The organism is Phenylobacterium sp. (assembly GCF_037968635.1).
Taxonomy (GTDB): domain Bacteria; phylum Pseudomonadota; class Alphaproteobacteria; order Caulobacterales; family Caulobacteraceae; genus Phenylobacterium.
Genome location: NZ_JBBKVV010000157.1, coordinates 1 through 10,237, shown reverse-complemented (window position 1 = coordinate 10,237; position 10,237 = coordinate 1). Strand labels below are relative to the sequence as shown.

The 10,237-nt window shown below is 68.7% G+C and carries 12 protein-coding genes and 1 pseudogene; 9 read left to right on the top strand and 4 right to left on the bottom strand.

Annotated elements, in window-relative coordinates:
• From AAC997_RS17840 to AAC997_RS17830, 3 genes are all read left to right on the top strand, one after another.
• The coding region (locus AAC997_RS17840; RefSeq protein WP_340647052.1) for a DUF4908 domain-containing protein at positions 1-343 on the top strand (343 nt) is incomplete at its 5' end.
• 54 nt (positions 344-397) lie between these two features.
• Positions 398-586 carry a hypothetical protein gene (locus AAC997_RS17835; RefSeq protein ID WP_340647051.1) on the top strand — a complete coding sequence of 63 codons (189 nt, stop codon included), beginning with the start codon at positions 398-400 and terminating at the stop codon, positions 584-586.
• Between the two features lie 58 nt (positions 587-644).
• On the top strand, positions 645-1,484 hold the full coding sequence (locus AAC997_RS17830; RefSeq protein ID WP_340647050.1) for a nucleotidyltransferase domain-containing protein: 840 nt from the start codon (positions 645-647) through the stop codon (positions 1,482-1,484).
• Here the strand turns inward: AAC997_RS17830 and gloB are convergent.
• Complete coding sequence (gloB, locus tag AAC997_RS17825; RefSeq protein WP_340647049.1) at positions 1,481-2,227, bottom strand: hydroxyacylglutathione hydrolase; 747 nt, start codon at positions 2,225-2,227, stop codon at positions 1,481-1,483. The two genes, AAC997_RS17830 and gloB, sit on opposite strands and share 4 nt — an antisense overlap.
• A 132-nt stretch (positions 2,228-2,359) precedes the next feature.
• Between gloB and AAC997_RS17820 the strand changes: the two genes are divergently transcribed.
• The 4 genes from AAC997_RS17820 to AAC997_RS17805 all read left to right on the top strand — a co-directional run bounded on the left by AAC997_RS17820 (position 2,360) and on the right by AAC997_RS17805 (position 4,661).
• On the top strand, positions 2,360-3,115 hold the full coding sequence (locus tag AAC997_RS17820; protein ID WP_340647048.1) for a class I SAM-dependent methyltransferase: 756 nt from the start codon (positions 2,360-2,362) through the stop codon (positions 3,113-3,115).
• Positions 3,116-3,200: 85 nt separating this feature from the next.
• Positions 3,201-3,545 (top strand): P-II family nitrogen regulator, encoded by a 345-nt coding sequence (locus AAC997_RS17815; RefSeq protein WP_340647047.1) that lies wholly within the window; start codon positions 3,201-3,203, stop codon positions 3,543-3,545.
• Between the two features lie 213 nt (positions 3,546-3,758).
• A complete protein-coding gene (locus AAC997_RS17810) occupies positions 3,759-4,043 on the top strand; it encodes a hypothetical protein (RefSeq protein WP_340647046.1) in 285 nt (94 codons plus the stop codon).
• A gap of 135 nt (positions 4,044-4,178) precedes the next feature.
• Positions 4,179-4,661, top strand: coding sequence for a transposase (locus tag AAC997_RS17805; protein WP_340647045.1), 483 nt, complete (start codon positions 4,179-4,181; stop codon positions 4,659-4,661).
• A gap of 55 nt (positions 4,662-4,716) precedes the next feature.
• Here the strand turns inward: AAC997_RS17805 and AAC997_RS17800 are convergent, their stop codons facing one another.
• Both AAC997_RS17800 and AAC997_RS17795 read right to left on the bottom strand, forming a co-directional pair.
• On the bottom strand, positions 4,717-5,376 hold the full coding sequence (locus AAC997_RS17800; protein ID WP_340647044.1) for a transposase: 660 nt from the start codon (positions 5,374-5,376) through the stop codon (positions 4,717-4,719).
• Positions 5,377-5,469: 93 nt separating this feature from the next.
• Positions 5,470-6,819, bottom strand: coding sequence for a PAS domain S-box protein (locus AAC997_RS17795; protein WP_340647043.1), 1,350 nt, complete (start codon positions 6,817-6,819; stop codon positions 5,470-5,472).
• A 364-nt stretch (positions 6,820-7,183) separates the two neighbouring features.
• Between AAC997_RS17795 and AAC997_RS17790 the strand changes: the two genes are divergently transcribed.
• A complete protein-coding gene (locus AAC997_RS17790; protein WP_340647042.1) occupies positions 7,184-7,831 on the top strand; it encodes a DUF4230 domain-containing protein in 648 nt (215 codons plus the stop codon).
• Positions 7,832-7,883: 52 nt separating this feature from the next.
• The gene (locus AAC997_RS17785) at positions 7,884-9,509 is read left to right on the top strand and encodes an NAD(P)/FAD-dependent oxidoreductase (RefSeq protein ID WP_340647041.1); all 1,626 of its coding nucleotides are present in this window, start codon (positions 7,884-7,886) and stop codon (positions 9,507-9,509) included.
• 13 nt (positions 9,510-9,522) lie between these two features.
• Here AAC997_RS17785 and AAC997_RS17780 read toward each other — a convergent pair.
• Positions 9,523-10,237: pseudogene (locus AAC997_RS17780) on the bottom strand (hypothetical protein); the annotation flags it as partial.

The following is a 10,237-nucleotide window of genomic DNA, read 5'->3' as shown; positions in this document are numbered from 1 at the left end:
CACCCTGGGACCCCAGCAACTGCTGGAGCGCCTGGCCCAGGCCAGCGCCCGGGCGACCCGGGCCGCGCGCCGCCTGATCCCCTTCGAGGCCGACGCCTCGCCGGAGTCCTCGGCCCTGGTGGCCGATGCCGCCCTGGTGACGTCGGAGGCGGTGATCCGGCTGTCCAAGCGGCCGGGCGGCCAGGACCTCCTCGCCCGCTTCAGCAAGGTCAAGCTGGTGGAGGGCCACAGGCCCGGCGCCGCGGTTCACCAGGGGGTCATGCGCATCACCATCACCCCCGATGACGGCCTGGCCGGACGCCCCTCCTCAGACCGGATCATGGCGGCGGCCGGCAGCCGCTGACATGGTGGCGGCCACGGATGGAAGAGAGGGGCCTTCGGAGGCGGTCAGGTCCCGATGAACCCCACGTCCGTAAGGGCTCGTGCCGACCGACCTAGACCAATAAGTGACCGTCGAGGTCCCGTCACGTCGCGCCCTTGGGCGCGCCGGCTGAACCCCTTCGAGGCCGACGCCGCCCTGGTGAACACCGAGGCGGTGATCTGGATGTCCAAGCCGCCCGGCGGCCTGGTCGCGGACGGCGGCTAGGCCGCCTTGCCAATATCGGCCTGACCGCCCAGGTTCGCGCCCTGAGAGGGAAGCGGCCATGCACGACGTCGATTTCATCCGCGAGCGGGACGAGACCCTGGCGGCCCTAGCCGCTTTCGCGGAGCACGATCCCCGCATCGAAGGGCTCTGGCTGCAGGGCAGCCTGGCCCGAGGAGACGCCGACCCGCTCTCTGACATCGACGCCTATCTGGTGGTGTCCGACGCCGCTCTCACCGAAGTGTTCGCTGCGCGTGAGGCGATCGTATCGGACCTTCGCCCGATCCTGGCCTGGTCGGACGGCACGACCCCCGGATTGAAATGCGTTCACGCCCTGCTCGATGGTGGTGTGCGGCTGGACCTCTATTTCGAGGCCGCGTCCGCAGTGGGAGAGCCGCGTCCTGTCGCAGACGTTCGGGTGGACAAGACCGGCCTGGCTGCCCGCCTGAACACCGACTGGCGACCGCCTTTTGCCTATATCGGGCGTGTGCTGGAGGTCATTTTGCGCATGACCCGGCAGGGCGGCACCTGGCCGCTGCGGACGTTGAGGCGTGGCCAGTGGTCGACCTTCGCCATGATCGAACTGGACCTGGTCAATGCGCAGCTCGCCCAGCTCATGGCCTTGCAGCTAGACCCAGGCAACTTCCATCAGAATCCGTTTTCGCTGTCCCGGCGTCTCACGGAGGCCCATCGCGCCACCCTCGACTCGCTGACCGGCGAGGTGCTGGCCGGGGTCGCCGCGCGGGACGCCCGCGCGCTGCTGACCACCCATCTCAAGATCCTGGACGCCCTGGTGGTCGAGGGGCGTGCGGCCTGCGCCGCCCTCGACGTGGACTACCCGATCACTGAGGCCGGCGACGCCAAGTTGCGGGCCTTCCTTGAGCGGGCCTGGCCCGCCTAGCCCTTGAAGGCGTCCTTGGCCGCGCGCACCGCGCCGAAGGCCTCGTGCGGGGCCATGCCGGGCTTCAGGACCGGGGCGCGCAGGAAGGGGTTGGTGGCCTTTTCCAGGCCGATGGTGGTGGGCACGGTCCACTCGCCGCGCTCGCGGGCCGCGAAGATCGCCTCGGTCCGGGCCTTCAGCTGCGGGCTCGCATCCACCGACAGGGCGAAGCGGGCGTTGGACGCGGTATATTCGTGGGCGCAGTAGACGGCGGTCTGGTCGGGCAGGGCGGTGAGGCGCGACAGGCTGTCCCACATCTGGGCCGGCGTGCCCTCGAACAGCCGCCCGCAGCCCAGAGCGAACAGGGTGTCGCCGACGAAGGCCACCTGGTCGGCCGCGTCGTAAAAGGCGATGTGGCCAAGCGTATGGCCGCCCGATTCGATCACCTCGAAGCTGGTCTCCCCCAGCTTGACGCTGTCGCCGCCGGCCACCTTGCGGTCGACGGGCGACAGCCGCTCCACCTCGGCGGGGCCGACGACCGTGCAGCCGGTGGCCGCCTTGATCGCCGCGTTGCCGCCGGCGTGGTCGGGGTGCCAGTGGGTATTGAGGATCAGGTCCAGCTTCCAGCCCAGCTTGGCCAGCTCGGCCAGGATGGCGTCGGCGTCCGGCGTGTCGATACAGGCGGCCAGGCCGGTGGCGTCGTCGCGCACCAGGAAGCCGTAATTGTCCGACAGGCAGGGGAACTGGTGGATGGTGACCGACATGGGCTTTCCTCCTCGGATCGACCCCTCGGACTTAGGTTGGGGGTCGCGATAAGTCGAGGGCCGCCTATTTAGAGGTGGGGCGGGGTGCGAGCGGGGCTCCCACTTTTCCTCACCCCGCCCTAAGTTCCCTTCATGCGCCGCGACGTCCTCGAGCTTCGACAGTTCTACGCCTCCAAGCTGGGGCGGGCGGCGCGCGAGATGACGGCGCGCAAGGTGCTGGAGACCTGGGGCGACGGCCATGCCCTGGATATCCTCGGCCTCGGCTACGCCACCCCGTTCCTGGGCTCCCTGCGGCCCGCCGCCCGCCGGGTGGTGGCGGCCATGCCGGCCCAGCAGGGGGTGGAGGTCTGGCCGGCCGGGGATCGCAACCTGGCGGCCCTGACCGCCGAGGACGCCCTGCCGTTCCAGAACGCCTTCTTCGACCGCATCCTGGCGGTCCACGCCCTGGAGGAGAGCCCCGATCCGGTGGGCCTGCTGCGCGAGGTCTGGCGGGTGCTGTCGCCCTCGGGCCGGGTGATCGTGGTGGTGGCGGCCCGCAACGGCCTGTGGGCCAACGCCGAGGCCACCCCCTTCGGCCACGGCCGCCCCTATACGCGCAGCCAGCTGGCCGAACTGCTGCGGGAGGCCGAGCTGGAGCCCTCGGGCTGGACACGCGCCCTCTATGTGCCGCCGGTCCCCTGGATGGCCGGCTGGGCCGAGGGGTTCGAACAGGCCGGCTCGCGCCTGTGGCCGGGGTTCTCGGGCCTGATGCTGATCGAGGCGGTGAAGCAGACCTTCGCCGTCAAGCCCCGCGCCCACCGCGCCCGCGTCCGCGTGGCGGTCCCGGCGCTCAATCCGCTGCCGGCCGGGCGGGCGCCTGTTTCGCGGGCGCCCCCGCAATCTGACTAGCGCCCCCCTTGGAGCCGGCGGCGGTTCGCCCTAGCTTGGGGCCTTACGCGGCCGCCCTCAAGACGGCCCAGCCGGAGATCCGCCCATGAAAATGATCGTCGCGATCATCAAGCCCAGCCGCCTCGACGCGGTGCTGGACGCCTGCACCGAGGCCGGCGCCTCGGGCCTGACCGTCACCGAGGTGCGCGGCTACGGCCGCCAGCGCGGCAAGACCGAGGTCTATCGCGGCGCCGAGTACGAGGTGAAGCTGCTGCCCAAGGTGAAGCTGGAGATCGCCGTCCCCGACGACATCGCCGAACGCGTCATCGAGGCCGTCTCCCGCACCGCCAACACCGGCAAGATCGGCGACGGCAAGGTCTTCGTGCTGGATCTGGAACAGGCATTGCGGATCCGGACGGGCGACAGGGACGCGGCGGCGATCGCGGGGTGAGTTTCCTTCTCCCCTTGCGGGAGAAGGTGGCCCGGCGGAGCAGGGTCGGATGAGGGGTCGCGCCGTCCGCTGGTTCGCGGACAATCCTGGAATTCGGTGACAGTGCATTCAATACAAGTCGCCACTGGGTCGAGACCGCTTGCCGCGTGCAACACAATTGAATGCACTGTCACCGTAATACTGTCCCCGCCAACCCAAAGCAACGGTAATGAGATGGACGAAGAAGTATTCAGGAGGTCGGCGCAACTTATAGCGCGAAGAAACTTGAATGATCGGATCAATCGTGTGCTGGCGAATTTTAATTCCAAAGATGGCATGCTCAATGTTATATACTGCGTAGAGGGAGATCCATCGGATGATGACATTGAAGAGTGTGAAATTACTTGTGCGGAACTGATTGCGGAGTTTCCTGAAATCAGAGAGGCAAGAACGCTATGTGTTTCGGTGGCGCAGTGCGAGCATTTCAACGTTGATGATGTGGTGTTTTCAAAACGCTAAGTTAGCCTGCCTCTGTCTTCAGTAGTCGACCCCTGAAACTAAGGATTGAACTCAAAGGAATTACGCTGCAATTGCGGTGATGCTGTACGAAATAGCTCCTACCTTCTTGGCTCGACGCCGTAGGAGTCCGCCGTCGTGGCCCGCCTCGCCAGAGTGGTTGTTCCCGGTCTTCCGCATCACGTCACCCTGCGCGGCAATCACCGTGAGCCGGTGTTCTTCGGCGCCGACGACTACAGCGCCTATCTCGATCTGATCTCGCGAGCGGCCAAGGCCTCGGGAACTGAGATTTGGGCCTATTGCCTGATGCCCAACCACGTCCATTTCATCATGACGCCCAGCCATGCCGATGGCCTGCGGGCCACTTTCGCCGAGGCGCACCGGCGCTACAGCGCCCGCATTCACGCTTGTCTGAAGCTGACCGGACACCTGTGGCGGGGGCGGTTCAGCTCGACGGCCATGGACGAGCGCCACCTGTTGGCGGCGGCCCGTTATGTGGCGATGAAGCCGGTGGCAGCCGGGATGACCCGGCGCGCGCAGGACTGGCCCTGGTCAAGCGCGGGCGCGCACCTGGCGGGGATCGACGATGGGGTGGTGGTGACCAGGCCCCTGCTGGGCTAGGCCGGAGGTGCCGCGAGCGGGGCCAGGGTGGCGCGGAATTCCAGTGACAGTGCATTCAACTCATCTTCGGCTTCGGCCCGCGTTTGCCGGGGGCAAGCGACCGGCCTGAGCGGGCTTCGAGCTGCGCCAGGAACGCCTGGTCCCCCACCGGGCGTCCGATGGTTTCCGCGCGGCGCAGGCGCAGGGACGCGGCCTCGTCCTCGCCCTGCGCCACCATCGCGGCGAAGTCGGGATAGCGCGACAGCACCGGCTCGGTGCGCGTCAGGCCATCATCGTGTCCCAGGCAGGCGTGCAGGCTCGACCAGCGCCAGTCCTCCGCCCGTTTCACCAGACGCGCGCGAACCGGGTTGCGGGCCACATAGAGCAGCGCCGCGCCCAGATGCGCCTCGTCCATGGCCACACAGCCGAACCGGCCCTGCCAGAAGTGGCCGCTACGCCTTTCCCGCGCATGGATGGTCCCGGCATAGCGGCGGTGCGTCGGCGCCAGGCAGCGGCGCAGGCCGTCGGGGTCGGAGGGGACCAGGATCAGGTGGACGTGGTTGGGCATCAGCACCCATCCCCAAACCTCCACTCCGGCCTTGGCGGCGTTCTCGGCGAGCAGGTCGCGGTAGAGTTGGTAGTCGTCCTCGCCGAAGAAGGTCCGCCCCCGGCCGTTGCCCCGCTGTGTGACGTGGTGGGGAACCCCTTCGAAGACCGTGCGAGCCATGCGTGCCATGCGCGGACGGTGGCACGAGCGGATCAGGGCGTCAATTAGTGCACTGTCACCGTAATTTCCCCAATCTTCGCGAGGGGGCAGGGAAATTCACCGTCAATCCAACGGCGCGCTGATCTGGCAGACCAACCCGGTGGGCCGGAAGTCGAGCTCGACGCGGCCGCCGAGTTCACGGGCCAGGCTTTGCTTCAGCAGCCGCATCCCGAAGCCCTCGCCGCGAAGCTCGTTGGCGGTGGGCCCTCGGTCCTCGGTCCAATGGAGATTCAACACGCGCGCGCCGACGTCACCCGCCACATGCCAGCGGAGTTCGAGGACGCCTTGGTCCACTGACAGCGCGCCGTACTTCACCGCATTGGTCGCCAGCTCCTGAAACGCCATCGCCAGAGCCAAGGCGCACCGGGGGCCGAGCCACACCTGGGGCCCTTGGGTCAGGATGCGATCTGCTTGCGCCGGTCGATAGGGTTGCAGCGCCTGGCTCACGATCTCCACCAGGCCGGCGCGCTCCCAGCTCTCGCGGGTCAGGACGTCGTGGGCGCGGGAAAGACCCGCCAGCCGTTCCTCGAGGTCGTATCGGGCCGAGGTGGTGTCCGTCGCCGCGCGCAGGGTCTGGGCGGCGATGGATTGAACCGTGGCCAGGGTGTTCTTCACCCGGTGGTTCAGTTCGTTGATCAGCAGGCGTTGATGTTCGAGCCAGGTTCGGCGCTCGCTCACGTCGCGCACGACCCGCACACCGTAGAGAGGGCGGTCAAATTCATCGGTGACGGTGGAGGCGGCGACCTCCACCCACACCGTGGAACCGCTCTTGTGAAGATAGCGCTTTTCCACACTGTAGGTGGCCAGCTCGCCGGCCATCTGGCGGGCGAACATCGCCCGGTCAGCCTCAAGGTCGTCGGGTTCGGTGATGTCCCAGATCGTGAGGCCCGACAGCTCCTGGGCGGTGTAGCCGGTGATCGTGCTGAAGTGCGCGTTGGTGCGCAGGAAACGGCCGGCCTGGTCCACCTCTCCGATGGCGGCGAAGGCGTTCTCGTGGGTCGCCCGCAGCCGCTGGCCCCCTTCCCGCAGCGCCCGTTCCGCCGCCACGCGCTCGGAGATGTCCCTCAGGAACGCGGTGAACTGAATGCGCCCGTCGATCTCGGTCGGGCTGATCGCCAGTTCGATCGGCAGCCGGTCACCGGCCTTGTTGATGGCCTGCACCTCGATGCGTCGGTCCAGGACAGGTCCTTCGCCTGTGGCCAAGTAGTGCGCCATCCCCCGGTGGTGCGCCTCGCGGAGCTCCTCCGGGATGATCAGGGTGCTCAGTTCCCGTCCTATCGCCTCGTCGCGCGCATAGCCGAACGTGACCTCGGCGGCCGGACTCCACTCCAGGACAAGGCTGTCCTGGCCGATGATGACGATAGCGTCCAGGGAGGCGTTCAGGATCGCGTCGCGAAAGGCCGCGGAGCGCATCACGGGGCCGCCGGGCCTAAGGCCGTGGACATTCCGGCGCCTGACATCTCACTCACCAATCTCGCGCTCCCAGAAATCGGGCCTGCGCCCCCGACCTAGCCGCGAGGACGGAAACGACGCAAGGGGATCAGCGTCCATACCCGACTCGGCGCGGTGAAGAACGCCACCATTCCGTATGCGTTCCTGGCTTCCCACCGAGGCGCCGCCGCCCAAATGGGTCACCACTGTCCTGTCTCCGTCATGGAAGCCCGCGACCGGCAGCCGCCGCGCACGACATTGGGATCGCGCGATCTATCCCAAGGCCGGGTAAGCTTGGTCTCGGGTGGATTGCCGCCCGTTGCGGAAAGACGCGGGGGAGGGCGGCATGGCGGGGACGTTTTTTGGATTTCTGGGCCGTCTGGGCGTCGCGGCGGCCCTGGTGGCGGGGGGCTTCTACGCCGGGCAATGGACGGCGCAGCGGGGAAGTTTCGACAGCGAGGTCACGGCCACGGGGCGGTTCAGCCAGCAGACGCAGCGGGTGCTTTCGGCGACGGTCACCAACCTGCAGGCCGAGAACAAGCTGATCGTCTATCAGTACACCGGCGATGTCCGGGTGGCCGCCGAGCAGTCCGACCTGGGGGGGCTGTTGAAGACCAGCCAGGAACTGACCGTTCCGGCCACGGTCAGCTACTTCGTCGACATGTCGAAGCTGCGGCAGGAGGACGTGTCCTTTGATGAACCGACGAAGACGGTGCGGGTGAAGCTGCCGCCGCTGATGATCGGGGATCCGGCGTTCCAGCCGGAGCGATCACGGGCGGCGAACGGCGGCCTGCTGACCCTGAACGCCGACATCGTTCACGAACTGAGTAAGCTGAACTACAGGACCGCCCGCAAGGCGTTCATCCGCCAGGCGCAGCAGAAGGTGCTGGTGGACCTGGCCAAGGACCGCGCGCGCAGGAACGTCGAAGCCTATTTCGAGATTCCCCTCCGCGTGGTCGGCATGCCCGATATCAAGGTCGTATCCTCGTTCTAGTCGCGATGACGGTGAGGGTGCGCCGCCCGCCAGGAGCGGCTAAAGAACCGCCATGCTGCGGATTTCAGAACTCAAGCTGCCGCTCGACCATGGGCCGGAGGCGCTGCCGGCGGCGATCGCCGCGCGGCTGGGGGTCGGCGCTGGCGATGTTCTCCGCTGGGAGGTCTGGAAGCGGGCGCATGACGCGCGCAGGAAGGCGGCGATCCTCAAGGTCTATATCGTCGATGTGGAGCTCGCGGACGAGGCGGCCGTGCTGGCGCGGATGGCCGGAGACCCGCATCTGCGGATCACCCCCGACACCGCCTATCGACCGGTGGCCAGGGCGCCGGCCGGAGGCGGCCCACGCCCGGTGGTGATCGGGGCCGGGCCCTGCGGGCTGTTCGCCGGACTGATCCTGGCGGAGATGGGATTTGCCCCCATCATCCTGGATCGCGGCAAGGCCGTCCGTGAACGGACGAAAGACACCTGGGGCCTGTGGCGCCGGGGCGAGCTGGACCCGGAGTCCAACGTCCAGTTCGGCGAGGGCGGGGCCGGGACCTTCTCCGACGGCAAGCTCTACAGCCAGGTCAAGGACCCGCGACACCTCGGGCGCAAGGTGCTGACCGAGTTCGTGGAAGCCGGGGCGCCGGCTGAGATCCTGACCGAGGCGCACCCGCATATCGGCACCTTCCGCCTGGTGACCATGGTGGAGGCCATGCGGGCCAAGATCGAGGCCCTGGGCGGGGAGTACCGGTTCGGCCATCAGGTGACCGACGTGGAGATCGAGGCGGCGCCCGGCGGGGCGCGGCGGCTGGTGGGCCTGCGCCTGAAGGATGGGGCGGTCATCGCGGCCGACCATGTGGTGCTCGCGGTCGGCCATTCATCGCGCGACACCTTCGCCATGCTGCACGACCGCGGCGTCCATATCGAGGCCAAGCCGTTCTCCATCGGCTTCCGCATCGAGCACCCGCAGTCCTGGATCGACAAGGCGCTGTTTGGCCCCTGCGCGGGGCACCCGGACCTGGGGGCGGCCTCCTATTCGCTGTCGCACCACTGCGCCAACGGCCGCACGGTCTACAGCTTCTGCATGTGCCCCGGCGGCACGGTGGTGGCGGCGACCTCCGAGCCCGGTCGCGTCGTCACCAACGGCATGAGCCAGTATTCGCGCAACGAGCGGAACGCCAATTCCGGCTTCGTGGTGGGGATCGATCCCGCCGACTATGGCGACGACCATCCCCTGGCCGGGATCGCCCTGCAGGGGGCGCTGGAGAGCGCGGCCTTCGTGGCGGGCGGCGGCGGCTATCACGCGCCAGGACAGCGGGTGGGGGACTTCCTGGCGGGGCGGGCCTCGCGCGATCTGGGCAGTGTGGTTCCGAGCTACAAGCCGGGCGTGCGGCCCACCGACCTGGCGGCCCTGATGCCCGACTATGTGGCGGCGGCCATGCGCGAGGCCCTGCCGGTCTTCGGCCGCAAGATCCCGCGCTATGACGACCCCGACGCCCTGCTGACCGGGGTGGAGACGCGGACCTCCTCGCCGATCCGCATCACCCGTGGGGCGGACTTCCAGAGCCTGAACCTGGCCGGTCTGTTCCCGGCCGGCGAGGGGGCGGGCTATGCCGGCGGCATCCTCTCGGCCGCCATCGACGGCATCAAGGTCGCCGAGGCGGTGGCGCGCGCGATGGTGGGGGAAGAAGCCTGAACCGCCGCGCGGGCTAACCCAGGAAGTCACCGGGCGGCGGCGCGACATGGGGCGTCGAGATCACCGGGTCGGTGTGGTCCGCGCCGGGGTCGGGATGGGGGCCTCTGCCGCCGGGGAGCCGGTTGAGCAGGCCCGCGACCCCGGTTCCGGCGACGAGCAGGAAGCCGTCGGCCTGGTTGTCGCCGTCGAGGTCGACCTCGACCCGGTAGCCGGGGGTCGGCGGAGGCGGGGTGCGGCCGGTGAAGGTGAAACCGCGCAGCGTGCTCAGCACGTCGTTCTGGGCCGTGGCGCTGAGGACATTGACCGCATGGCCATTGGCGGCCGCCAGCCGGTCGCCGGCGGTGAAGTCGAGGATCACGCCGAAGGGGTGCTGAGGCGGGGGGGTCGCCTCGACCTTGGCGTCCTGCGGAAGTTCGAGCACGAAGGTGTCGTCGCCCGCGCCCCCGACGGCCACGACATTGGCGGCCATATGGATCTGGTCATTCCCGGCGCCGCCCTCCAGCAGGTCGACCTGGCCCGGACCCGCGCCGCCGCCGGAGAGGGTGTCGTCGCCCGCGCCGCCCACCAGGTGATCGGCGCCGCCGCCGCCGTTGAGGCTGTCGTTCCCGGCGCCGCCCACCAAGACGTCATTCCCGTCGCCGCCCTGAAGGTGGTCCGCGCCCCCGCCGGCGGCCTGCGCCACAAGGGTCGGCTCGGCGGCCCTGGCGGCGTCGTCCGGTGCGGTGGGC

Coding starts and splice junctions, on each gene's coding strand:
- AAC997_RS17835 (WP_340647051.1), top strand. CDS start 398: ATGAACCCCACGTCCGTAAGGGCTCGTGCCGACCGACCTAGACCAATA.
- AAC997_RS17830 (WP_340647050.1), top strand. CDS start 645: ATGCACGACGTCGATTTCATCCGCGAGCGGGACGAGACCCTGGCGGCC.
- gloB (WP_340647049.1), bottom strand. CDS start 2,227: ATGTCGGTCACCATCCACCAGTTCCCCTGCCTGTCGGACAATTACGGC.
- AAC997_RS17820 (WP_340647048.1), top strand. CDS start 2,360: ATGCGCCGCGACGTCCTCGAGCTTCGACAGTTCTACGCCTCCAAGCTG.
- AAC997_RS17815 (WP_340647047.1), top strand. CDS start 3,201: ATGAAAATGATCGTCGCGATCATCAAGCCCAGCCGCCTCGACGCGGTG.
- AAC997_RS17810 (WP_340647046.1), top strand. CDS start 3,759: ATGGACGAAGAAGTATTCAGGAGGTCGGCGCAACTTATAGCGCGAAGA.
- AAC997_RS17800 (WP_340647044.1), bottom strand. CDS start 5,376: ATGGCACGCATGGCTCGCACGGTCTTCGAAGGGGTTCCCCACCACGTC.
- AAC997_RS17795 (WP_340647043.1), bottom strand. CDS start 6,819: ATGCGCTCCGCGGCCTTTCGCGACGCGATCCTGAACGCCTCCCTGGAC.
- AAC997_RS17790 (WP_340647042.1), top strand. CDS start 7,184: ATGGCGGGGACGTTTTTTGGATTTCTGGGCCGTCTGGGCGTCGCGGCG.
- AAC997_RS17785 (WP_340647041.1), top strand. CDS start 7,884: ATGCTGCGGATTTCAGAACTCAAGCTGCCGCTCGACCATGGGCCGGAG.